Annotated in this window: 20 protein-coding genes; 10 read left to right on the top strand and 10 right to left on the bottom strand. The window is 70.8% G+C overall.

Features of this window, described 5'->3' with window-relative positions; all coding sequences use genetic code 11:
- Positions 1-7: 7 nt before the first annotated feature.
- Both ACZ6I3_RS31440 and ACZ6I3_RS31435 read right to left on the bottom strand, forming a co-directional pair.
- A complete protein-coding gene (locus ACZ6I3_RS31440; protein WP_469419215.1) occupies positions 8-856 on the bottom strand; it encodes an ABC transporter permease in 849 nt (282 codons plus the stop codon).
- Complete coding sequence (locus tag ACZ6I3_RS31435; protein WP_469419213.1) at positions 853-1884, bottom strand: ATP-binding cassette domain-containing protein; 1032 nt, start codon at positions 1882-1884, stop codon at positions 853-855. The genes ACZ6I3_RS31440 and ACZ6I3_RS31435 overlap by 4 nt, the downstream gene beginning before the upstream one ends.
- A 135-nt stretch (positions 1885-2019) precedes the next feature.
- Here ACZ6I3_RS31435 and ACZ6I3_RS31430 point away from each other — a divergent pair, with 135 nt between their 5' ends.
- Positions 2020-3009: an NAD(P)H-quinone oxidoreductase gene (locus ACZ6I3_RS31430; protein ID WP_469419211.1), complete on the top strand. Its 990-nt coding sequence runs from the start codon at positions 2020-2022 to the stop codon at positions 3007-3009.
- A gap of 15 nt (positions 3010-3024) precedes the next feature.
- Here ACZ6I3_RS31430 and ACZ6I3_RS31425 read toward each other — a convergent pair whose 3' ends face one another.
- Positions 3025-3405 carry a hypothetical protein gene (locus tag ACZ6I3_RS31425; protein ID WP_469419209.1) on the bottom strand — a complete coding sequence of 127 codons (381 nt, stop codon included), beginning with the start codon at positions 3403-3405 and terminating at the stop codon, positions 3025-3027.
- Between the two features lie 401 nt (positions 3406-3806).
- On the opposite strand from ACZ6I3_RS31425, the gene ACZ6I3_RS31420 reads away from it, so the two are divergent.
- Positions 3807-4349 carry a bacterial proteasome activator family protein gene (locus ACZ6I3_RS31420; protein WP_469419208.1) on the top strand — a complete coding sequence of 181 codons (543 nt, stop codon included), beginning with the start codon at positions 3807-3809 and terminating at the stop codon, positions 4347-4349.
- An 80-nt stretch (positions 4350-4429) separates the two neighbouring features.
- Here ACZ6I3_RS31420 and ACZ6I3_RS31415 read toward each other — a convergent pair whose 3' ends face one another.
- Positions 4430-6076, bottom strand: a complete 1647-nt coding sequence (locus tag ACZ6I3_RS31415) for a protein kinase domain-containing protein (protein ID WP_469419207.1) — start codon at positions 6074-6076, stop codon at positions 4430-4432.
- Between the two features lie 366 nt (positions 6077-6442).
- Here ACZ6I3_RS31415 and ACZ6I3_RS31410 point away from each other — a divergent pair, with 366 nt between their 5' ends.
- The 4 genes from ACZ6I3_RS31410 to ACZ6I3_RS31395 all read left to right on the top strand — a co-directional run bounded on the left by ACZ6I3_RS31410 (position 6443) and on the right by ACZ6I3_RS31395 (position 12055).
- The gene (locus ACZ6I3_RS31410) at positions 6443-8029 is read left to right on the top strand and encodes a protein kinase domain-containing protein (protein WP_469419205.1); all 1587 of its coding nucleotides are present in this window, start codon (positions 6443-6445) and stop codon (positions 8027-8029) included.
- A gap of 403 nt (positions 8030-8432) precedes the next feature.
- Positions 8433-9635 carry a pyruvate dehydrogenase (acetyl-transferring) E1 component subunit alpha gene (gene pdhA / locus ACZ6I3_RS31405; RefSeq protein WP_469419203.1) on the top strand — a complete coding sequence of 401 codons (1203 nt, stop codon included), beginning with the start codon at positions 8433-8435 and terminating at the stop codon, positions 9633-9635.
- A 1-nt stretch (position 9636) separates the two neighbouring features.
- Positions 9637-10614: an alpha-ketoacid dehydrogenase subunit beta gene (locus ACZ6I3_RS31400; RefSeq protein ID WP_469419202.1), complete on the top strand. Its 978-nt coding sequence runs from the start codon at positions 9637-9639 to the stop codon at positions 10612-10614.
- Positions 10615-10624: 10 nt separating this feature from the next.
- Positions 10625-12055: a dihydrolipoamide acetyltransferase family protein gene (locus tag ACZ6I3_RS31395; RefSeq protein WP_469419201.1), complete on the top strand. Its 1431-nt coding sequence runs from the start codon at positions 10625-10627 to the stop codon at positions 12053-12055.
- 87 nt (positions 12056-12142) lie between these two features.
- Here the strand turns inward: ACZ6I3_RS31395 and ACZ6I3_RS31390 are convergent, their stop codons facing one another.
- Entirely contained in the window at positions 12143-13042 is a 900-nt protein-coding gene (locus ACZ6I3_RS31390) for a D-alanyl-D-alanine carboxypeptidase family protein (protein WP_469419200.1), read from the bottom strand.
- A 218-nt stretch (positions 13043-13260) separates the two neighbouring features.
- On the opposite strand from ACZ6I3_RS31390, the gene ACZ6I3_RS31385 reads away from it, so the two are divergent.
- The gene (locus tag ACZ6I3_RS31385) at positions 13261-13911 is read left to right on the top strand and encodes a GntR family transcriptional regulator (RefSeq protein ID WP_382833151.1); all 651 of its coding nucleotides are present in this window, start codon (positions 13261-13263) and stop codon (positions 13909-13911) included.
- Positions 13908-15203 carry an MFS transporter gene (locus ACZ6I3_RS31380; RefSeq protein ID WP_469419198.1) on the top strand — a complete coding sequence of 432 codons (1296 nt, stop codon included), beginning with the start codon at positions 13908-13910 and terminating at the stop codon, positions 15201-15203. Before ACZ6I3_RS31385 ends, ACZ6I3_RS31380 begins: the two co-directional genes overlap by 4 nt.
- Before the next feature lie 6 nt (positions 15204-15209).
- Here the strand turns inward: ACZ6I3_RS31380 and ACZ6I3_RS31375 are convergent, their stop codons facing one another.
- The gene (locus tag ACZ6I3_RS31375; RefSeq protein ID WP_469419197.1) at positions 15210-15944 is read right to left on the bottom strand and encodes a methyltransferase domain-containing protein; all 735 of its coding nucleotides are present in this window, start codon (positions 15942-15944) and stop codon (positions 15210-15212) included.
- A gap of 88 nt (positions 15945-16032) precedes the next feature.
- The gene (locus ACZ6I3_RS31370) at positions 16033-16857 is read right to left on the bottom strand and encodes a maleylpyruvate isomerase family mycothiol-dependent enzyme (protein WP_469419195.1); all 825 of its coding nucleotides are present in this window, start codon (positions 16855-16857) and stop codon (positions 16033-16035) included.
- A gap of 193 nt (positions 16858-17050) precedes the next feature.
- On the opposite strand from ACZ6I3_RS31370, the gene ACZ6I3_RS31365 reads away from it, so the two are divergent.
- Entirely contained in the window at positions 17051-17872 is an 822-nt protein-coding gene (locus ACZ6I3_RS31365) for a carbon-nitrogen family hydrolase (RefSeq protein ID WP_469419194.1), read from the top strand.
- A gap of 31 nt (positions 17873-17903) precedes the next feature.
- On the opposite strand, the gene ACZ6I3_RS31360 is transcribed toward ACZ6I3_RS31365, so the two are convergent.
- Positions 17904-18395, bottom strand: a complete 492-nt coding sequence (locus tag ACZ6I3_RS31360; protein ID WP_189727106.1) for an LURP-one-related/scramblase family protein — start codon at positions 18393-18395, stop codon at positions 17904-17906.
- A gap of 92 nt (positions 18396-18487) precedes the next feature.
- Here ACZ6I3_RS31360 and ACZ6I3_RS31355 point away from each other — a divergent pair, with 92 nt between their 5' ends.
- On the top strand, positions 18488-20305 hold the full coding sequence (locus tag ACZ6I3_RS31355; protein WP_469419192.1) for a thioredoxin-like domain-containing protein: 1818 nt from the start codon (positions 18488-18490) through the stop codon (positions 20303-20305).
- Positions 20306-20326: 21 nt separating this feature from the next.
- Here ACZ6I3_RS31355 and ACZ6I3_RS31350 read toward each other — a convergent pair whose 3' ends face one another.
- A complete protein-coding gene (locus ACZ6I3_RS31350; protein WP_184594045.1) occupies positions 20327-20575 on the bottom strand; it encodes a DUF6458 family protein in 249 nt (82 codons plus the stop codon).
- Between the two features lie 91 nt (positions 20576-20666).
- Positions 20667-21965 (bottom strand): M18 family aminopeptidase, encoded by a 1299-nt coding sequence (locus tag ACZ6I3_RS31345; protein WP_469419190.1) that lies wholly within the window; start codon positions 21963-21965, stop codon positions 20667-20669.
- Positions 21966-22025 lie beyond the last annotated feature (60 nt).

Genomic DNA, 22025 nt, shown 5'->3' with positions numbered 1-22025 from the left:
GGCCGGGCTACTTCCGGTTGTACAGCCGCATCGTGACCGGCCCGAAGACCAGCACGAACAGTCCGGCCCAGCCCAGCGACCAGGCGACCTCGTCGGCCGGCCAGTCGCCGGCCATCAGACCGCGCACCGCCGACGCCAGATGGGTGATGGGGCTGTTGTTCACGAAGGCCTGGAGCCAGCCCGGCATGGTCGTCGGGTCGACGAACACGTTGGACAGGAAGGTGAGCGGGAAGATCACCATCATGCTGACGCCCATCACCGACTTCTCGGTGCGCAGCATCAGCCCGAACATCGTCCAGATCCACGAGAAGGCGAACGAGAAGAGCACCAGCAGGGCGATCCCGGCGAGCACACCGACGATCCCGCCGTCCGGCCGGTAGCCCAGGATGATGCCGACGGTGAGCATCACGACCGACGCGATCGTGTACCGCAGGGCGTCGCCCAGCAGATAGCCGACCATGGTCGACGGCCGCCAGATGGGCAGCGTGCGGAACCGGTCGAAGACGCCCTTCTCGATGTCCGTGTTGACCGAGACACCCGTGTACATCGTGATCATCACGACCGACATCACGAGGATGCCCGGCAGCAGGAACTGGATGTACTCCTTCGGTGAGCCGGCCAGCGCCCCGCCGAACAGGTACGTGTACATCAGCACCATCATGATCGGGAACGCCGTGACGTCGAAGAGCTGCTCCGGCACGTGCTTGATCTTGAGGATCGCCCGCCATCCGAAGGTCATCGAGGCCGACCAGGCGCTGGGCCGCGCGGGCCGCTCCTTGGCGATGAGCAGGGCCGCGAGGGACTCGGTGCTGACCGGGGCGAGATCCTTGGCCTCGGTGGTCGTCGTGGTGCTCATGCCGCCACCTCGTCCTTCGGGTCGTGGGAGCCGGAGCCGGCCGTGCGGTCCGGGGCGTGCGTGTCGTGCCCGGTGAGGGCGAGGAACACCTCGTCCAGACTGGGCTGGCCCAGCGAGAAGTTGTCGACGGTGATCCCGGCCGTGGACAGCTCGCTCAGCGCGCGGGACGCCTGCTGGGCCGCGTTGTCGTCGCTCGCCGCCGTACCGAGGCGGGCGGTCAGGGCCACGGGGTCGTGTTCCAGCTGCACCTTCGCGTCGAGGGTCCGGCGCAGCAGCTCGGCCGCGACGAGCCGTTGATCCGGGTCTCTCAGCCGTAGATGGACCGATCCGGCGCCGACGGACGACTTCAGCTCGCCCTTGGTGCCCTCGGCGATCACCCGGCCGCGGTCGATGACGGCGATCCGGGACGCGAGCTGGTCGGCCTCGTCCAGATACTGCGTGGTCAGCAGCACGGTGGTGCCCTGGGCGACCACGGCCCGCACGATGTCCCACACCTGGTTGCGGCTGCGCGGATCGAGGCCGGTCGTCGGCTCGTCGAGGAACAGCAGGTCGGGGGTGCTGAGGATGGACGCGGCGATGTCGATCCGGCGCCGCATACCGCCCGAGTAGTGCTTGACCTGCTTCGCGGCGGCCTCCGTGAGACCGAAGGCCTCCAGAAGCTGGGCGGCCCGGACCCGGGCGGCCTTCTTGTGGTGGCCGAGCAGCCGGCCCAGCAGGACCAGGTTCTCGGTGCCGGTGAGGTCCTCGTCGACCGACGCGTACTGGCCGGTGAGGCTCACCCGGGCGCGCACCTCGTCCGCCTCGCGGACGATGTCGTGGCCGAAGACATGCGCTTCGCCGCCGTCCGGCCGCAGGAGTGTGGCGAGCATCTTCACGGTGGTGGTCTTGCCGGCGCCGTTCGGGCCGAGGACGCCGTAGACCGTGCCCGCGGGCACGGACAGGTCGACTCCGTCGACGGCCCTGGTCTCGCCGAACGTCTTCACCAGGCCCGCGGTCTCGATCGCCAGGCCGGACGTCTGCGTGCTCATGCTTCGGGTCCTTCCGAGTACGTGGGCTACGCATGGGGAGACCTTTACGGTCGCGCAAACTCATCGGTCCCGCATATGGATTTTCGCCAGAACCGGACCGATCGCGCGGGAGTGCCGAGGAGTACCGTCCCAGTCATGTATGCGATCACGATTCCCGAACCCGGTGGGCCCGAGGCGCTGGTCTGGGACGAGGTCCCGGATCCCGTGCCCGGCGAGGGCGAGGTCCTGGTCGAGGTGACGGCCGGTGCCGTCAACCGGGCCGACATCCTGCAGCGCCAGGGCTTCTACGACCCGCCGCCCGGCACGCCCCCCTACCCCGGCCTGGAGTGCTCCGGGCGGATCACCGCGATCGGCACCGGCGTCTCCGGCTGGAACGTGGGCGACGAGGTGTGCGCGCTGCTCTCCGGCGGCGGTTACGCCGAGAAGGTGGTGGTCCCGGCCGGACAGCTGCTGCCCGTGCCCGAGGGCGTCGGACTGCGGCAGGCCGCGGCGCTGCCCGAGGTGACCTGCACCGTCTGGTCGAACGTCTTCATGATCGCCCACCTGCGCCCCGGCGAGACGCTCCTCGTGCACGGCGGCTCCAGCGGCATCGGCACCATGGCGATCCAGCTCGCCAAGGCCGTCGGTGCCAGGGTCGCCGTCACGGCCGGAACCAAGGAGAAGCTGGACCGGTGCGCCGAACTGGGCGCCGACATCCTGGTCAACTACCGCGAGCAGGACTTCGTCGAAGAGGTCAGGAAGGCCACGGACGGCGCCGGGGCCGATGTCATCCTCGACAACATGGGCGCCAAGTACCTGGAGCGCAACGTCAAGGCCCTCGCCGTCAACGGCCGCCTCGCGATCATCGGCATGCAGGGCGGCGTCAAGGGCGAGCTGAACATCGGCGCGCTCCTCGCCAAGCGCGGCGCGATCAGCGCGACGTCCCTGCGGGCCCGTCCGCTCGAGGAGAAGGCGGCCATCGTCGCGGCCGTACGCGAACACGTCTGGCCCCTGTTCTCCGGCGGCCATCTGCGCCCGGTCATCGACCGCGAACTCCCCATGCCGGACGCCGCCACCGCCCACCAGGTCCTGGAGGACAGCGGCCACGTCGGCAAGGTGCTGCTGATCGCCCCGCAAGGAGCCTGAGAACGGTCCAGGCCTCTAGGCGCGCCGCAGCCTGAGGCCGACGAACGCCAGGCCCAGGCCGAGTCCGATGAGCACCAGCCCGCTGCCCAGAGGAAGGATCCGCAGCACAGGCCCGACAGGTCGTTCGGCCTGGGCCGCGGCCTCGCGCACGGGCGGGTCCGTCGGTGCGGGAGGTTCGGGGACGGCCTCCTCCCGGGACGCCTCGGGCACGGCGGTGGCCTCATGAACGGCGGCCTCACGGGCCTCCCGCTCCTCCTCGGGCTCCTGCGGCCGCCCCGGCCGGTCCCGTCCCTCACCGGCCCGGCTCCCGGCCCGCGAGGGCTCACCGGACGAGGGCGGGGCGGAGGGGGCGGCTCTGGCCCCGGCCTCTTCGTCGTACGCGAGGACGGAACCCACAGAACCCACGGAACCGTAGGCCTGGACAGATCCGCAGAGTGAGACGACCGCACCCGCCCCCAAGGCGACCACCAGTCCGGTCGCCCGCAGTGCGCGTAGCCATGGAGTCACGTTGGTGACCCCCTCCCGCCGTGCCCGGTAGGGCAAGATCGGCAAGTTCGGTCATTTCGAGGCAATCAGCCTCACACCGCCCCGGGCGTCCGGCACTCCGGGTTCGGCCGACGGACGGAATCGGTGGCTGGACCACTGCGAAGCCCGGCTGCTGCGCCTCACCCGTGAGGTGGAACCCCCCTCCGGGGAGCAACCCGGCCCCTGACCGATACGTCTGTCGAAACAGGGTGGATCACCTTCCCCTGGGGGCACCACGGAGGTGAGGTGCAGGCGTGCGAGAGAATGGCGACATGGAGATGCCGAGAAACGAACGGTCGCCGGAGAGCCCGCAGATCCTGGTCGTGGGCCAGGACGGCATGGCGCTCGGGGGCGGCAGCGGAGACGAGGACTCCCGCGAGATCCCGGTCACGGAACAGGTCGAGCAGCCCGCCAAGGTCATGCGGATCGGCAGCATGATCAAGCAGCTGCTCGAAGAAGTGCGCGTGGCGCCCCTGGACGAGGCCAGCCGGGTCCGGCTCAAGGAGATCCACGCCAGCTCGGTGAAGGAGCTGGAGGACGGTCTGGCACCCGAGCTGGTCGAGGAGCTGGAGCGGCTCTCCCTGCCCTTCACGGAAGAGACGACCCCCAGCGACGCGGAACTGCGCATCGCGCAGGCCCAGCTGGTCGGCTGGCTCGAGGGACTCTTCCACGGGATCCAGACGACGCTGTTCGCCCAGCAGATGGCGGCTCGCGCCCAGCTGGAGCAGATGCGCCGCGCCCTCCCGCCGGGCGTCGGCCACGAGGGCCTCGACGAACAGCAGCCGGGCGCCCGTTCCGGCGGGCCGTACCTGTAGGCCCGGTACAGACCTCCCCGACGAGAGACAGAAAGGGCCCCGCGGCCGAAGCCGCGGGGCCCTTCCTCATGTCCGGGGCGTCAGGACGGCGGGTTGCCCGTCGAGACGTTGAGCGCGATGACCGGCATGTCGTCCGGGTCGACATCGGTGCCCTTGGAAGGGAACTGGTCCATGACCGTGCCCTGGCCGTAGGTGTTCTCGTCCACGTTCTTCACGCTGACCTGCCAGCCGGCCGCCTGGGCGCAGGACTTGACCGACGCGATGTTCATGAACTTGAAGTCCGGGAGCTGGATCTTCTCGGGGTCGTTGTACGACTCCTCCGGCTCCGTGCACTCCTCGGAGTCGATCGTCCTCGTCGTGTCCGGCCCGCGGTAACCGGGCTTCTTGGAAGCCGAGGCCGAGGCGCTCGCGCCGCCGTCCCCGCCGCCCTTGTCGTCCTCGCCGCCACCGTTCATCAGCAGGGCCGCGACCAGCCCGCCGACGGCCACGACGGCCACGATGACGGAACCGATGATCACCGGCTTGTTGCTCTTGCCGCCGCCCTGCGAGCCGGGCGCGGTCTGCGGTGTGAGGTTGTACGGCGGCGGGGTCGACGGGCCCGGCTGCGGGGAGTAGGCGCCCGGGTGCGGCGCCTGGTAGCCGCCCTGCTGCGGATAGCCGTACGCCGGGGACGGCGCCGGCGGGGCGGGGGTGCCGTACGGGTTCGGCGGCGGGGTCGGCTGGTACGGCGTCTGGACCTGGCCCGAGGCGGCCGGGGGCGCCTGGTCGACCGGCGGGAACACGGCCGAGCCGACGCCCGCGCCGCTCGGCGCCTGCGTGCCCGGGACGATGCTCGGCGGGGCGGCCTGGAAGGACGCCGCCACCCGCAGGCACTCGTCGCGCATGGCCTCGGAGCTGGGGAAACGCTCGTTCGGATTCTTCTTCAGCGCCCGGGCGATCAGCGCGTCCACGGCCGGCGGCAGCGCCCGGTTGATCGTGGACGCGACCGGCGGCTCCTCCTGGACGTGTGCATACGCGATGGCCAGCGGCGAGTCCGCCTCGAACGGCAGCCGCCCGGTGACCAGTTGGAACAGCATGATGCCGACCGAGTACAGGTCGGAGCGGGCGTCCACACCGCGGCCGAGGGCCTGTTCGGGCGAGAGGTACTGCGGGGTGCCGACGACCATGCCGGTCTGCGTCATCGACGTCACACCGGACTGCATGGCGCGGGCGATGCCGAAGTCCATGACCTTGACCACACCGCGCTTGGTCATCATCACGTTGCCCGGCTTGATGTCGCGGTGGACCAGGCCCATCTCGTGGCTGATCTCCAGCGCGGCCAGCACATCCGCCGTGATCTTCAGTGCCTTGTCGGCGGGCATCGCGCCCTGCTGCCGTACGTCCTCGTCGAGGACCGAGCCGAGCGGGCGGCCCTCGACGTACTCCATGACGATGTACGGCGTCGTCATGTTGTCGAGGGTGTCCTCGCCGGTGTCGAAGACCGAGACGATGTTGGTGTGCGTGAGCTTGGCCACGGACTGGGCCTCGCGGCGGAACCGCTCGCGGAAGGCCTGCTCCCGGCCGAGCTCGGTGTGAAGTGTCTTGATCGCGACCTGCCGGTCGAGCACGCTGTCGTACGCGAGGTGCACCGAGGCCATGCCGCCCTGGCCGAGGAGGTCACGCAGCTGATAGCGGCCACTGGCCAGCGCCCGCCCCGCGTACTGCCCCTGTGCGCCGTCCTGGCTCATGTTCCGTGTCCCCCGTGGCTCCTCGAGGAGCTGCTGCTGATCCGTCCGACCCGTCGGATCCGTGTGATCCGTCGTTGATCCAAACCGCCATTCCCGGCCAAGTCTGCCCCAGGGCACGGACACGTCAAGCTCGGTGCCCGTTCCGTGACCGTACGCGAAAGAAGCGTCGCGGAAGCGTTACCGCTGACGTGCGGCCGCTACACAGAATTTGCACGAGAGTGCTGAGTAAAGGTTTCATGGCGCGTCCGTCCCGTGCCGGTCCCGGCACCCGTCTCGGACCGGCGGCTTGCGCGGAGGCTGTAGCGTGGCCGACGGAGACCGTAACAACACCGCGCGCACCGCGGGCAGAAACGACGGCGAGGACTGATGGCACAGCAGCAGCGCGCTCAGGGCCCGTCCGAACCCGAGGCGAGTGGCGGCGGCATGTCGGAGGCGCCGGAGGCCTGGGGTAACGGCGGTTTGGTCGGGGACGGCCGGTACCGGCTGACCCACAGACTCGGCCGGGGCGGCATGGCAGAGGTGTTCGCGGCCGAGGACGTCCGCCTCGGGCGCACCGTCGCGGTCAAGCTGCTCCGTTCAGACCTCGCCGAGGACCCGGTGTCCAAGGCGCGCTTCACCCGCGAGGCCCAGTCGGTGGCGGGCCTCAACCACCACGCGATCGTCGCCGTGTACGACTCCGGCGAGGACATGGTCAACGGCCAGCCGCTCCCCTATATCGTCATGGAGCTGGTCGAGGGCCGCACCATCCGCGACCTGCTGCTGAACGCCGAGGCACCGGGCCCCGAACAGGCCCTGATCATCGTCTCGGGCGTCCTGGAGGCGCTCGCCTACTCGCACCAGCACGGCATCGTGCACCGCGACATCAAGCCCGCCAACGTCATCATCACGCACAACGGCGCGGTGAAGGTGATGGACTTCGGCATCGCCCGCGCCCTGCACGGCGCGCAGTCCACGATGACGCAGACCGGCATGGTCATGGGCACCCCGCAGTACCTGTCCCCGGAGCAGGCCCTCGGCAAGGCCGTCGACCACCGCTCCGACCTGTACGCCACGGGCTGCCTCCTCTACGAACTCCTCTCGCTGCGTCCGCCGTTCACCGGCGAGACCCCGCTGTCGGTGGTCTACCAGCACGTCCAGGACATTCCGACGCCGCCGTCCGAGGCCTCCGACGTCTGCCCGCCGGAGCTGGACGGCATGGTCATGCGCTCCCTCGCCAAGGAGCCCGACGACCGCTTCCAGACCGCCGAGGAGATGCGCGGACTGGTCCAGTACGCGCTCCAGATGCTCTACGACCAGGGCGGCCACACCGGCACCTGGAACACCGGCCCGGTCGACATGCACGAGGGCCGGCACACCCCGTCGGGCGGCTTCGCCCACACGGCCGTGATGGGCCACCCCGGCGATGTCTCCGGCACCGCCCAGATCCCCTCGCCGATACTTCCCGCCGGCTACGGCGGCGGGGACGACGGCGGCTTCGAAGGCCGCGGCAACAGGGGCAGCGGCCGCGGCAAGCTGTGGATCCTCGCCGTGCTCGCGGTGATCGCCGTGGCGGCGGGTGTCGCCCTGGCGCTGCAGAACACCGGCGGCGACAAGAAGGATCCCACCGACAACAAGAAGTCGCCGACCGTCTCGCAGACGGAGGAGAAGAAGACTCCGAGCGAGACGCCGAGCGACGAGACGACGGATCAGCCGACCGACACGTCCACGGACACCGACCCCGGCACCAGCTCCGGGGGCGGCGGCTGGACGCCGTCGTACACCCCGTCCTACACGCCGTCCCCGACCGCCCCCGAGACGCCCACCGACCAGCCGACCGACCAGCCGACCACCGAGGAGCCGACCGGCGAGCCGACGGACGAGGAGCCCACGGACCCGGGCACCCCGCCGGACGAGACGGGCGGCACCGAGGGCGGCACGGCCGGCATCGTCGGCGGCGCCGGCGAAGGCGGCTGACCCGGCAGCGCAAGCGGCGGAAACAGACGACTCACGCGCGCGTGGGACCCGGAAACGGGATCCACGCGCGCGTGCCGTTTCGCCGCGCCGACAAGTTGGCTCTTCCCGTGACCTGGGTCACCGGGTTAACGTGCGGTTGCTCCGGCCTCCTGCAAGGCTGTGACCAGGGCCCCTTCACCACCTTTCCGATTTACTTGGAAATCCAAGCAAAATCGCAGGTCAGATGGGGTTTCACAGAAATGTGGAGCACTGGGTAACGTGCTTGTTGCAGGGCGCTCGCCGGGGCACCTGTCACGCCTGTTCCCGGCCGAGTGGCACCCACCCCGTGCCCCGGTGGCCGAGAACAGGTGAGCCGCACTGGCCTACCGGCAACCCCGGGGGCCGGACCGACGGAGGAGCACACGTGACCGTGGAGAGCACTGCCGCGCGCACATCGCGACGCAGCGCCGGAAGCAAGGCCGGCACCACCGGCACCAAGGGCACCACCCGCACGCCTGCGAAGAAGGCGGCCGCGAAGAAGGCCGCCGAGCCCCAGCTCGTGCAGCTGCTGACGCCCGAGGGCAAGCGCGTCAAGAATGCCGAGTACGACAAGTACGTCGCCGGTGTCACCCCGGAAGAGCTCCGCGGCCTGTACCGCGACATGGTGCTCACCCGCCGCTTCGACGCCGAGGCCACCTCCCTGCAGCGCCAGGGCGAGCTGGGCCTGTGGGCCTCGCTGCTCGGCCAGGAGGCCGCCCAGATCGGCTCGGGCCGGGCCCTGCGCGACGACGACTACGTCTTCCCCACCTATCGCGAGCACGGCGTCGCCTGGTGCCGCGGGGTGGACCCGACCAACCTGCTTGGCATGTTCCGGGGTGTGAACAACGGCGGCTGGGACCCGAACAGCAACAACTTCCAGCTCTACACGATCGTCATCGGCTCCCAGACGCTGCACGCCACCGGCTACGCGATGGGCGTCGCCAAGGACGGCGCCGACAGCGCGGTGATCGCCTACTTCGGCGACGGCGCCTCCAGCCAGGGCGACGTGGCCGAGTCGTTCACCTTCTCCGCGGTCTACAACGCCCCGGTCGTGTTCTTCTGCCAGAACAACCAGTGGGCCATCTCCGAGCCGACCGAGAAGCAGTCCCGCGTCCCGATCTACCAGCGCGCGCAGGGCTTCGGCTTCCCGGGCGTACGGGTCGACGGCAACGACGTGCTCGCCTGCCTCGCGGTCACCCGCTGGGCCCTGGAGCGGGCCCGCGCCGGTGAGGGCCCGACCCTCGTCGAGGCGTTCACCTACCGCATGGGCGCCCACACCACCTCCGACGACCCGACCCGCTACCGGGGCGACGAGGAGCGCCAGGCCTGGGAGGCCAAGGACCCGATCCTGCGCCTTCGCCGGTTCCTGGAGACCTCAAACCACGCGGACGAGGGATTCTTCGAGGAACTGGAGACCGAGTCCGAGGCGTTGGGCAAACGAGTGCGCGAGGCGGTCCGTGCCATGCCGGACCCGGACCACTTCGCGATCTTCGAGAACGTCTACGCGGACGGACACGCGCTCGTCGACGAGGAGCGCGCCCAGTTCGCCGCGTACCAGGCGTCGTTCGCCGACGAGGGGGGCAACTGACATGGCCGACAAGATGGCACTCGCCAAAGCGATCAACGAGTCGCTGCGCCACGCCCTGGAGGCCGACCCCAAGGTCCTGATCATGGGCGAGGACGTCGGCAAGCTCGGCGGCGTCTTCCGGGTGACGGACGGCCTGCAGAAGGACTTCGGCGAGAGCCGCGTCATCGACACCCCGCTCGCCGAGTCGGGCATCGTCGGCACGGCCATCGGCCTGGCCCTGCGCGGCTACCGCCCGGTGGTGGAGATCCAGTTCGACGGCTTCGTCTTCCCGGCGTACGACCAGATCGTCACCCAGCTCGCGAAGATGCACGCCCGCTCCCTGGGCAAGGTCAAGCTCCCGGTCGTCGTGCGCATCCCCTACGGCGGCGGCATCGGCGCGGTGGAGCACCACTCGGAGTCCCCCGAGGCGCTCTTCGCGCATGTCTCGGGCCTGAAGGTCGTCAGCCCGTCCAACTCCTCGGACGCGTACTGGATGATGCAGCAGGCCATCCAGAGCGACGACCCGGTGATCTTCTTCGAGCCCAAGCGCCGCTACTGGGACAAGGGCGAGGTCGCCACGGAGGCGATCCCGGGCCCGCTGCACAAGGCCCAGGTGGTCCGCGAGGGCACCGACCTCACCCTCGCCGCCTACGGCCCGATGGTGAAGCTCTGCCAGGAGGTCGCGGACGCGGCCGCCGAGGAGGGCAAGAGGCTGGAGGTCCTGGACCTGCGCTCGGTCTCCCCGCTCGACTTCGACTCGATCCAGGCGTCGGTGGAGAAGACGCGCCGGCTGGTCGTGGTCCACGAGGCCCCGGTGTTCTTCGGCTCCGGCGCGGAGATCGCCGCGCGGATCACGGAGCGCTGCTTCTACCACCTGGAGGCCCCGGTGCTCCGGGTCGGCGGCTACCACGCGCCGTACCCGCCGGCCCGCCTGGAGGAGGAGTACCTGCCGAACCTGGACCGGGTGCTGGATGCCGTCGACCGCTCGCTGGCGTACTGAGGAGAGGGTCGTGACGACGATGACGGAAGCGTCCGTACGCGAGTTCAAGATGCCGGACGTGGGTGAGGGGCTCACCGAGGCCGAGATCCTCAAGTGGTTCGTCCAGCCCGGCGACAAGGTCACCGACGGCCAGGTGGTGTGCGAGGTCGAGACGGCGAAGGCGGCCGTCGAGCTGCCCATCCCGTACGACGGCGTGGTCCGGGACCTGCACTTCCCCGAGGGCACCACGGTCGACGTGGGCACGTCGATCATCGCGGTCGACGTGAGCGGAGGGGCCGCGCCGGCCGAGCCGCAGGCGCAAGCCCCCGAGGCCACCGAAGAACCGAAGGCGGAGGGCTCCGGCCGCCAGCCGGTCCTGGTCGGCTACGGGGTGGCGGCCTCCTCCACCCGCCGTCGCCCCCGCAAGGGCCCGGAGGTCCCGGTCCAGCAGGTCCCGGTCCAGCAGGCCTCGACGGCGATCCAGACGGAGCTGAACGGCCATGGAGGGGCGCCCTCGGCCGCCGCCCCGGCGTCCCCCGCCGCTCCCGCCGTCAAGGAACGCCCGCTGGCCAAGCCCCCGGTCCGCAAGCTGGCCAAGGATCTGGGCGTCGACCTGACGACGGTCGTCCCGACCGGCCCGGACGGCATCATCACGCGCGAGGACGTGCACGCGGCGGTGGCCCCGCCGCAGGCACCGCAGCCGGAGATCCCCGCGGTCCCCGCCCCGGCGCCCGCCCCGGCGGTGGTGTCGTACGACACCACCCGCGAGACCCGCATCCCGATCAAGGGCGTCCGCAAGGCCACGGCGGCGGCGATGGTGGGCTCGGCGTTCACGGCGCCGCATGTCACGGAGTTCGTGACGGTCGACGTGACGCGCACGATGAAGCTGGTCGAGGAGCTGAAGGAGGACAAGGAGTTCGCGGGCCTGCGCGTGAACCCCCTCCTGCTGATCGCCAAGGCCCTGCTCGTCGCGATCAGGCGCAACCCGGACGTCAACGCGTCCTGGGACGAGGCCGCCCAGGAGATCGTGGTCAAGCACTACGTGAACCTGGGCATCGCGGCCGCGACCCCGCGCGGACTGATCGTCCCGAACATCAAGGACGCCCACGCCAAGACGCTGCCGCAACTCGCCGGGTCGCTGGGCGAGCTGGTGTCGACGGCCCGGGACGGCAAGACGTCCCCGGCGGACATGCAGAACGGCACGGTGACGATCACCAACGTCGGTGTCTTCGGCGTCGACACGGGTACGCCGATCCTCAACCCCGGCGAGTCCGCGATCCTCGCGGTCGGTGCGATCAAGCTCCAGCCGTGGGTCCACAAGGGCAAGGTGAAGCCCCGCCAGGTCACCACCCTGGCCCTGTCCTTCGACCACCGCCTGGTCGACGGCGAGCTGGGCTCGAAGGTCCTGGCGGACGTGGCGGCGATCCTGGAGCAGCCGAAGCGCCTGATCACCTGGGCCTGAAGTCGGCCGCCGCGGCCCGGGCTTGTGGGGCACGCGAAGGGGGGCTCACCGCCGACGGCGGTGAGCCCCCCTTCCGTGGTGCCTGTCCTACTGGGTGAAGCCGTAGTTCAGCAGCTTCGTCGCGTCCGACTTGCGGGTGGGCCCGTCCGTCGAGGCGAGAACCGTGCCGATGACTGTCTTGCCGTTCCGCGTGGCGGCGAAGACCAGGCAGTACTTGGCCTCCGGGCCGGAACCGGTCTTCACGCCGATCGCGCCGGTGTAGCTCGCGAGCAGCGGGTTGGTGTTCTCCCACGCGGCCATCGTCCGCGTGCCGCCGGACTTCGTGGTCGTCTTCGCCGTGTACTTCTTCGTCTTGACGACCGTGCGGAACGTGGAGTTCTTCATCGCCGCGCTGGCGATCTTCGTCAGGTCACGCGGCGTGGAGTAGTTCTTGCCGTGGCCGATGCCGTCGAACGAGTCGAAGTTGGTGTTCTTCAGACCCATGTTCTTGGCAGTCGTGTTCATCTTGCCGATGAACGACTTCACGCGCGCCGCCCGCGTCGAGCCCGAGCCGAACTTGTCGGCGAGCGCGTACGCCGCGTCGCAGCCGGAGGGCAGCATCAGCCCGTACAGCAGCTGGCGGACGGTGACCTTGTCGCCGACGATCAACTTGGCGTTCGACGCCCAGTTGTTGTCGACGATGTAGTCGCTGTACGCCTTCTGGACCGTGACCTTGCTGTCCAGGTTGAGGTTCGACTGCTTCAGCACCACCAGGGCCGTCATGATCTTGGTGGTCGAGCCGGTGGAGCGACGCGTGTCGGCAGCCTTGGTGTAGAGCGACTTGCCGGTCGCGTTGTTCATCACGTAGCCGCCCTTGGCGGCGATCGTGGGCGCCGTGGCGGCCTGCGCCGGCGCAACGGTGAGGGCTCCGGTCGCGAGCATGGCGCCGGTGGTGACGGCGACGGCCGCGGCTCTACGGAGACGGGTGCCCTTAATGCCGGTTATCAAGTGAAATACCCCGATTGCGTTGAATGCCCCAGGCGTGCGGCCGAATTGAGGACGAGGGGAAGGGAGCCGCACGTGTCTGACTCGTAACTAGCACAGTTGGTTGTGCTGTTGCCGAGGGGGACCCGCCCTTTGCCACAGACGTGTGACATTCGAGCCCGCATAAGTCCGCATCGCGGACGGATACATCCACGCGTACCTGTTGTATCTATGCTGTCGGCATGACCCTGGCCGTGAAGCACCCTCCCGCCGCCGACCGCGTGTACACCCACGTCAAACAGGGCGTCCTGGAGCGCCGCTACGAGGGCGGGACCCTGCTCACCGAGGGCGAACTCGCCGAGGCCGTCGGCGTCTCCCGCACGCCGGTGCGCGAGGCGCTGCTCCGGCTGGAGGTCGAGGGCCTGATCAGGCTCTACCCGAAAAAGGGAGCCCTCGTCCTGCCCGTCTCCGCGCAGGAGATCGCCGATGTCGTCGAGACCCGGCTGCTCGTCGAGGAACACGCGGCGCGCAAGGCCGTGCCCGCGCCCCCCGGGCTCATCGAGCGCCTCGAAGCGCTCCTCGCCCGGCAGAAGGAGCAGGCCGCCGCCGGAGACCTGGCCGCGGCCGCCGTCACCGACCGCTGCTTCCACGCCGAGATCGTCCGCAGCGGCGGCAACGAGATCCTCTCCCGCCTCTACGACCAACTGCGCGACCGCCAGCTGCGCATGGGCGTCGCCGTCCTGCACTCCCACCCCGACCGGATCGCCAAGACCCTCACCGAACACGAGGAGATCCTCGAAGCCCTGCGCTCCGGGGACGCCGAGGCGGCCGTCGGACTCGTCCACCGCCACGTCAGCTGGTTCTCGCACCTGGCCCGGGGGGAGGTCCGATGAGCGCCGGCATCCTGCCGGGCGATCCGCCGGGCGGCCGTCGGGCCCTGGCCATCTGGGGCACCGGCGTCTCGGTCTACTTCGTCGCGGTCATCTTCCGCACGTCCCTGGGCGTGGCCGGCCTCGACGCCGCCGACCGCTTCCACGTCAACGCCTCCGCCCTGTCCACGTTCTCCATCCTCCAGCTGCTGGTCTACGCGGGCATGCAGATACCCGTCGGCCTGCTCGTGGACCGGCTCGGCACCAAGAAGGTGCTGGCACTGGGGGCGGTGCTGTTCACCGCCGGACAGCTGGGCTTCGCGTTCTCCCCGTCGTACGGCATGGCGCTCGCCTCCCGGGCACTGCTCGGCTGCGGGGACGCGCTGACGTTCATCAGCGTGCTGCGACTGGGCACCCGGTGGTTCCCGGCCCGGCGCGGGCCGCTCGTCGCCCAGTTCTCGGGCCTGGTCGGCATGGCCGGCAACCTCGTCTCCACGCTCGTCCTGGCCCGGCTGCTGCACGGCATCGGCTGGACCGCGGCGTTCGCGGGCAGCGCGGCCGCCGGGGCCGTGGTCTTCGTGCTGGTGCTGCTGTTCCTGAAGGACCACCCGGAGGGCCACGAGCCGGAGCCGCTCCCGCACCAGGGCGCGGCCTACGTACGACGCCAGATCGCCGCCTCCTGGCGGGAGCCGGGGACCCGGCTCGGGATGTGGGTGCACTTCACGACCCAGTTCCCGGCCATGGTCTTCCTGCTGCTGTGGGGCCTGCCGTTCCTGGTCGAGGCGCAGGGGCTCTCCCGCGCCACCGCCGGTGAACTCCTCACGCTCGTCGTGCTGTCGAACATGGGCGTCGGCATGGTCTACGGCCAGATCGTCGCCCGGCACCACGAGGCGCGACTGCCCATCGCGCTCGGCACGGTCGGCACGACGGCGGCCCTGTGGGCGGCGACGCTGGCCTACCCCGGCGAGCACGCCCCGATGTGGCTGCTGATCGTGCTGTGCACGGTCCTCGGGGCGTGCGGGCCCGCGTCGATGATCGGCTTCGACTTCGCCCGCCCGGCGAACCCGCCCGAGCGGCAGGGCACCGCCTCCGGCATCACCAACATGGGCGGCTTCGTGGCCTCCATGACCACCCTGTTCGCCGTCGGGGTCCTGCTGGACGCCACCGGCGACGACTACGGCATCGCCTTCTCGGCGGTCTTCGTGCTCCAGGCCCTCGGCGTCAGCCAGATCCTGCGCCTGCGCGGGCGTGCCATCCGGCGCGAGCGCGAACGCCTGGTCGCGAGCCGGGTGGAGACGGTGCACGTACCGGTCTGACGTTTCTCAGTCGGTCGGTACGAGGGTGAGGTAGGCCAGCCCCAGGACACCGCGGTACGTCAGCCATCGGGCACGGTGCCGGTCCGCGCGCTGCCTGGTCTCGGCCGCGAGCGGATGCCCGGGATGCTCGGCGAGCCACACCTCGACGTCCGCCAGGTACGCCGACTCGAACTCCTCCCACTCGTCGAGGCTCGCGGTCTCCGTCCACTCCGGCCTGAACCCGGCCTCGATCGCCAGGTCCACGAGGCCCGCGAGGTCGGGGTGGTCGGTGACGGCGGCGTCCGGCCACATGCCGGACAGTTCGGCCGGGGTCGGGGTGCGCTGCCAGAACCCTTCGCCGAGCAGGACACGGCCGCCGTCGGCGACGAGCCGGCGGAGTTCGGCCAGGGCCTTGGGGAGATGGTCGCCGAGGGCCTGGCTGGCGCCGACGCACAGCACGAGGTCGGCCGGCCCGTGGCTGGTTCCGGTGGCGGACTCCTCGAGGAAACGGGCCCGGGCCGTGAGGTGCCGTCGCTCCGCAGCCTGCCGGCCGCGGGACAGGTCCTCGGCGTCGAGGTCTATACCGAGGCCGGTGGCCTCCGGTGCGGCTTCCAGGATGCGCAGCATGAGTTCGCCCCGACCGCAGCCGATGTCCAGCACGGTGGTGGGGGTGTTGCCGGCGAGCCGTTGTACGAGGCGGTCCGCCCGGGCCTCGGACAACGGGCCGTGGAAGGTGAGGCGGGTGCGGTGGGGTGGGGTCATGCCAGGGGACGCTACGGGTGGGGGTGGGGTGGCGGCACGGGGTTTTCGGGCCCTGGCCGCCCAATCGCCCGCAGCTGAGCAGGCACTCCTACTGCGTCACCGTGAAGTTGCGCAGGATCGCCGCCGTCAGGTCCGGGTCGCCCTCCGTCTTGAGGCGGTCGGACACCGCCTCCGGTGTCACGCGGCCGCAGGCCAGGCGGACGTAGGTCTCCCAGTCGAGAGTGAGGGTCGCGGCGGGGCCCAGGGCGGGGGCCGTTTCGAGGGTGCCGCGGCCCTGGATGTCGACGCGGATCGTGCGCAGGAACTCGACGGGGCCGTGCACGTCGAAGACGACGGCCGAGCTGCGCGGCGCCCCGGCGTTCTCGGCGACCACGCGCGGGAGTTCGGAGAGCAGCACGTCACGGGCGACGTGCGCGCCGGGGGAGTCGAGGCTGCCGGGCCGCCCGAGGGCCGTGCGCAGGTCCTGTTCGTGCACCCACACGCCGAAGGCGTGCCGGCGCATGGACTCCTCGAGCGTCAGCTCCGTGCCCAGCGGGCCGCGCACCTTCGTGCCCGGGTCACGCGACTCGTTCCGCAGCTGGCGGTTGCGGCGGATGACCACGTACTCCAGCTCGGAGGTCATCTCCGGCGCCGTGTGGTGACGGCGGACGTCGACCTGCATCTCCATGTAGCGCTGGTGGTCGTTCGTCACGTGGAAGAGGTCGCGCGGGAGCGTGTGGATGGGGCGCGGGTCGCCGAGCATCTCGCAGTCCAGGCCGATGACATGGGAGACCACGTCCCGCACCGACCACCCGGGGCACGGCGTCCGCCGGTTCCACTCGGCCTCCGCGAGCGGCTGGACCAGCTCGGATATCGCTTCGATGGAGTGGGTCCAGGCGTCGGCGTAGGGCTGGAGGGTGGGATGCAGACTCACGGAACGGGACCCCTCGGCGGTCGGTGCACGGGCAGGTGGTGGCGGCGTTGCCAGTGGGAGGTGGCGGCTGTCGGCGGGTGTCTTGGCAGCTAAGTTACGCTGCTGTGAGGCACCCCGGCAGTGCTTTCGTGTGACGATCGTAGGCCCGGGAGGAAGCCCTTGTGGACGGGTCGAATGCCAGGACGGTGGTAGTGTGCGCGCCTCTGTGATCCAGATCGCCGTAGACGAGGGCGAATCGGTCGAATCGCGCCGACGGCGGGTGGCGTCGCTCGTCCGGGAGCAGGCCGGTGCCGATCTCGTCGTCCTGCCGGAGCTGTGGACCACGGGTGCCTTCGCCTACGAGGAGTTCGGGCGCGAGGCCGAGCCGCTCGAAGGGCCGACGTACGAGGCGATGGCGAAGGCCGCGAGCGACGCGGGCGTGTGGCTGCACGCGGGATCCATCCCGGAACGCACTGCATCCGACAGCGGCTCCGCCGCGGGCGACGGACCGCTCTACAACACCTCCCTCGTCTTCTCCCCCTCCGGCGACCTGGCCGCCGCCTACCGCAAGATCCACCGCTTCGGCTTCGACAAGGGCGAGGCGGTGCTGATGGGCGCGGGTGCCGAGCTGGTGACGGTGCGCATGCCGGGGACCGTCCTGGGTCTGAGCACCTGTTACGACCTCCGTTTCCCCGAACTCTTCCGCGGTCTCGTCGACGCCGGTGCCGAGACGCTCGTGGTGTCGGCGGGCTGGCCGGAGCGCCGCCGGTCCCACTGGACGCTGCTGGCCCAGGCGCGGGCCGTCGAGAACCAGTCGTTCGTCGTCGCCTGTGGAACGGCCGGGACGCACGCCTCGGTTCCCCAGGCCGCTCACTCGATCGTGGTCGATCCGTGGGGCGAGGTGCTGGCCGAGGCGGGCGCCGACGAGGAGGTCCTCACGGTGGAGTTCGACCCGGGGAAGGTCGCGACGACCCGCGAGCAGTTCCCGGCGCTGAAGGACCGCCTGCTGGGGCTGGAGCCCCCGCGCAGGCCGTAGGACCGCCGCAGGACCTCAGTCCTCGCGCTCCTCAGTCCTCGCGCTCCTTCTCCGCCAGGTGGATGACACACACCGCCACGGCGATCAGCAGCGCCGGATCCGCGTCCTCCCGGACGACGTCCACGCCGTAGGTGTCCCGCAGGGTCAGCCACCGCCGGGAGATCACCGCCAGCAGCTCCCCGTCGTACTCGACGGCGAACTCCCGGTCGAGGATCTTGCCGCTGACGTCCAGCTCGTTGCCGTCGGCCAGGGACACCCGGTAGTGGTTGCGCAGCAGGGACAGCCGTTTCCTGCGGATCGTCGCCAGCGGCTCTCCGGCCCGCTGCAGCACCATCGTGTCGCGCAGGGCGAGCATCTTCTGGTGGATGTCGACGAGAACGCGCCCCTGGGTGTCCTTCAGCTCCCAGGTGTCCCGCAGCCGCAGGGCCTTGCCGTCGACGAGGAACACCTTGCTGCCGCGCTCGTCCTCGATCCAGTAGTCGTCACCGAAACCGAGAAGCCGGTCGTACACGAGGAATCTCATGAGACCAGGGCTTCCCCGCGGCCCGCTTTGAAACGCCGCCGCTAGGCCGACGGGCTGAGCTGACTGTCAGTGACGGATGGCACCCTGGGGGCATGGACCACTCCACACCCCGACGCGCCCGCGTCCGTGCCCCCGAGCTGATCGGCAAGGGCGGCTGGCTGAACACGGGCGGGCAGCAGTACACCCTCGCCGACCTGCGGGGACGCATCGTCATCCTGGATTTCTGGACGTTCTGCTGCATCAACTGCCTGCACGTCCTGGACGAGCTCCGTGAGCTCGAGGAGAAGCACCGGGACACGGTCGTCGTCATCGGGGTGCACTCGCCGAAGTTCGTGCACGAGGCGGAGCATCAGGCGGTCGTCGACGCCGTGGAGCGGTACGGGGTGGAGCACCCGGTGCTCGACGACCCGGAGCTGGCCACCTGGAAGCAGTACGCCGTACGGGCCTGGCCGACGCTGGTGGTGATCGACCCCGAGGGGTACGTGGTCGCCCAGCACGCCGGTGAGGGGCATGTGCACGCCATTGAGCGGCTCGTCGGGGAGTTGGAGACCGAGCACGCCGCCAAGGGCACGCTGCGGCGGGGGGACGGGCCGTACGTGGCGCCGGAGCCGGAGCCGACGGCGCTGCGGTTCCCGGGGAAGGCCGTGCTGCTGCGGAGCGGGAACCTCCTGGTGAGCGACACGACCCGGCATCAGCTGGTGGAGCTCGCCGAGGACGGCGAGAGCGTGGTGCGGAGGATCGGGTCCGGGGCGCGCGGGTTCGCCGACGGGAACGCGTCGACCGCCACCTTCAACGAGCCTCAGGGGCTGGCCCTTCTCGACGACGGCTCCGTGGTCGTCGCCGACACGGTCAACCACGCGCTGCGGCGGCTTGACCTCACCACCGGTGAGATCACCACCCTGGCCGGTACGGGCCGGCAGTGGTGGCAGGGCTCTCCCACCTCGGGCCCGGCCCGCGAGGTCGACCTCTCCTCCCCCTGGGACGTCGCCCTGTGGCAGGAGAAGGTCTGGATCGCCATGGCCGGTGTGCATCAGTTGTGGGCGTACGACCCGGCCGAGGGGACGGTGGCCGTCACGGCCGGTACGACCAACGAGGGGCTGGTGGACGGGCCGGGGGCCGAGTCCTGGTTCGCCCAGCCGTCCGGGCTCGCCGCCACGCCCGAGCGGCTCTGGCTCGCCGACTCGGAGACGTCCGCCCTGCGCTGGGTGGAGCCCGACGGCTCCGTCCACACCGCCGTCGGCACCGGCCTGTTCGACTTCGGGCACCGGGACGGTGCCGCCGAACAGGCCCTGCTCCAGCATCCGCTGGGCGTCACCGCGCTGCCGGACGGGTCCGTCGCGGTCAGCGACACGTACAACCACGCCCTGCGCCGCTACGACCCGGCGACCGGGGAGGTGACGACCCTGGCCACGGACCTGCGCGAGCCCAGCGACGCCGTGCTCGTCGGCGACGACATCGTGGTCGTGGAGTCGGCCCGGCACCGGCTGACCCGGCTGCGGCTGCCGGAGGAGGCCGTGAAGGTCGCCGAGGTCGCTCACCGAACGCAGCGCGAAGCCACCGAAGTGGCCCCGGGGCGGCTCCGGCTGGACGTGATCTTCCAGGCCCCGGCGGGTCAGAAGCTGGACACCCGCTACGGCCCTTCCACTCGCCTGCTCGTCTCCTCCACCCCGCCGGAACTGCTGCGCACCGGCGAGGGCGCGGGAACCGATCTCTCCCGCGCCCTCGAACTCGACCCCGCCGTCAGGGAGGGTGTGCTGCACGTTTCCGCGATGGCCGCCTCTTGCGACGACGACCCGGCCAACGAGTACCCGGCCTGTCACGTCCACCAGCAGGACTGGGGCGTACCCGTCCGCCTCACCGAGGCGGGGACGGACCGGCTTCCGCTGGTGCTGGCCGGGATGGATGCCTGACCTGCGGGATCTGCCGGGGCGTCACACCCCGTACCCGTCGCTGTAGCCGTCGCGCGTGTGGCGCCGTCCGTCGTCCGCGACCGGCGTCGTGGGGGGCACCACCACGCGCCGGCGCCTGGCGATGCTGCTGAACGTGGTGACGCCGATCAGTCCGACGATCATCAGGATGATGCCGACCAGGTCGAGGTTGACCCCCTGCATGTCCCAGTCGGTCGCGAACGTGAGGATGGCTCCCACGGCGATGAGGATGATGCATCCGCCGAGGCCCATGTGTGTCGCCTCCCTGTACGGTCCGGTCCGGTCGTTCCGGCCCGCACACCGGGTACCCCCGTGGGGAACACCCATGCGGTGAGGGCCCGTTCTACCTCTCCAGAAACGCCGTCAGCGCGTTGGCGAGGAGGAACGGGTCGTCGGCGCCGCACAGTTCGCGGACGCTGTGCATCGACAGGATGGCCACGCCGATGTCGACGGTCCTGATGCCGTGCCGGGCGGCGGTGATCGGGCCGATCGTGGTGCCGCAGGGCATGGAGTTGTTGGAGACGAAGGACTGGAAGGGCACGCCCGCCTGCTCGCAGGCCGCCGCGAACTCGGCGCGGCCCGAACCGTCCGTGGCGTAGCGGTTGTTGACGTTGACCTTGAGGATCGGGCCGCCGTTGACGCGCGGGTGGTGCGTCGGGTCGTGCCGCTCCGCGTAGTTGGGGTGGACGGCGTGGCCCGTGTCGGAGGACAGACAGACCGTGCCGGCGAAGGCGCGGGCGCGGTCCTCGTAGGAGCCGCCGCGGGCGAACACCGAGCGCTCCAGCACGTTGCCGAGCAGCGGCCCGTCCGCGCCGGTGTCGGACTGGGAGCCGTTCTCCTCGTGGTCGAAGGCGGCCAGGACCGGGATGGACGCCGGGTTCGACGCGCCGGAGGCCACGGCCGCGAGGGCCGCCGTGCCGGCGTGTACGGAGAGCAGGTTGTCCATGCGCGGGCCGGCCAGCAGTTCGCGGTCGCGGCCCAGGTAGGCGGGCGGTTCCACGGAGTGCGTCATCAGGTCCCAGCCGGTGACCTCGCCCGCGGGGAGGCCGGCCGTCTCCTCCAGGAAGGCGATCAGGTCGCCGTCGCGCACGTGGTTGCCCAGGCCCCAGACCGGCTGCAGGTGCCGCTGCTTGTCGAGCTTGAGGCCGTCCGCCGTCACCGAGCGGTCCAGGTGGATGGCGAGTTGCGGGACGCGCAGCAGCGGCCGGTCGACGTTGACCAGGCGCGTCGAGCCGTCGCGCAGGGTGAGGCGGCCGGCGAGGCCCAGGTCGCGGTCCAGCCAGGAGTTGAGCAGCGGTCCGCCGTAGATCTCCACGGCGACCTGGCGCCAGCCGTGCGCCCCGCTGTCGGGCAGCGGCTTGACGCGCAGGTTGGGGGAGTCGGTGTGGGCGCCGACGATCCGGAACGGCGTGTGGGGCGCGGCGCCCTCCGGCACGTACCAGGCGACGATCGCGCCGCCGCGCAGCACGTACTTGCCGCCGCTCGTCCCCTCCCAGGCGTCCGTCTCCGCGACCTGCCGGAAGCCCGCCTTCTCCAGCCGCTCGGCGGCGGTCGCCACGGCGTGGTACGGCGACGGGCTCGCCGCCAGGAAGGTCATGAGGTCGTCGGTGTGGCCGCGGTCGAAGCGGGCTGGTTCGCTCATAGGTTCACTTTAACGACGGACGAGGGCCTGTTCCCGGGGTAAGGGAACAGGCCCTCGAAC

The sequence above is a fragment of the Streptomyces sp. NPDC041940 genome (genome assembly GCF_055589465.1).
This window is presented reverse-complemented; position numbering and strand designations above follow the sequence as displayed.

Bases quoted from the DNA above. Each gene is read 5' to 3' on its own strand.
- ACZ6I3_RS31345 (WP_469419190.1), bottom strand. From the start codon at position 21,965: ATGAGCGAACCAGCCCGCTTCGACCGCGGCCACACCGACGACCTCATG.
- ACZ6I3_RS31430 (WP_469419211.1), top strand. From the start codon at position 2,020: ATGTATGCGATCACGATTCCCGAACCCGGTGGGCCCGAGGCGCTGGTC.
- ACZ6I3_RS31375 (WP_469419197.1), bottom strand. From the start codon at position 15,944: ATGACCCCACCCCACCGCACCCGCCTCACCTTCCACGGCCCGTTGTCC.
- ACZ6I3_RS31360 (WP_189727106.1), bottom strand. From the start codon at position 18,395: ATGAGATTCCTCGTGTACGACCGGCTTCTCGGTTTCGGTGACGACTAC.
- ACZ6I3_RS31420 (WP_469419208.1), top strand. From the start codon at position 3,807: ATGGAGATGCCGAGAAACGAACGGTCGCCGGAGAGCCCGCAGATCCTG.
- ACZ6I3_RS31435 (WP_469419213.1), bottom strand. From the start codon at position 1,884: ATGAGCACGCAGACGTCCGGCCTGGCGATCGAGACCGCGGGCCTGGTG.
- ACZ6I3_RS31410 (WP_469419205.1), top strand. From the start codon at position 6,443: ATGGCACAGCAGCAGCGCGCTCAGGGCCCGTCCGAACCCGAGGCGAGT.
- ACZ6I3_RS31440 (WP_469419215.1), bottom strand. From the start codon at position 856: ATGAGCACCACGACGACCACCGAGGCCAAGGATCTCGCCCCGGTCAGC.
- ACZ6I3_RS31380 (WP_469419198.1), top strand. From the start codon at position 13,908: ATGAGCGCCGGCATCCTGCCGGGCGATCCGCCGGGCGGCCGTCGGGCC.
- ACZ6I3_RS31350 (WP_184594045.1), bottom strand. From the start codon at position 20,575: ATGGGCCTCGGCGGATGCATCATCCTCATCGCCGTGGGAGCCATCCTC.
- ACZ6I3_RS31400 (WP_469419202.1), top strand. From the start codon at position 9,637: ATGGCCGACAAGATGGCACTCGCCAAAGCGATCAACGAGTCGCTGCGC.
- ACZ6I3_RS31415 (WP_469419207.1), bottom strand. From the start codon at position 6,076: ATGAGCCAGGACGGCGCACAGGGGCAGTACGCGGGGCGGGCGCTGGCC.
- ACZ6I3_RS31355 (WP_469419192.1), top strand. From the start codon at position 18,488: ATGGACCACTCCACACCCCGACGCGCCCGCGTCCGTGCCCCCGAGCTG.
- ACZ6I3_RS31385 (WP_382833151.1), top strand. From the start codon at position 13,261: ATGACCCTGGCCGTGAAGCACCCTCCCGCCGCCGACCGCGTGTACACC.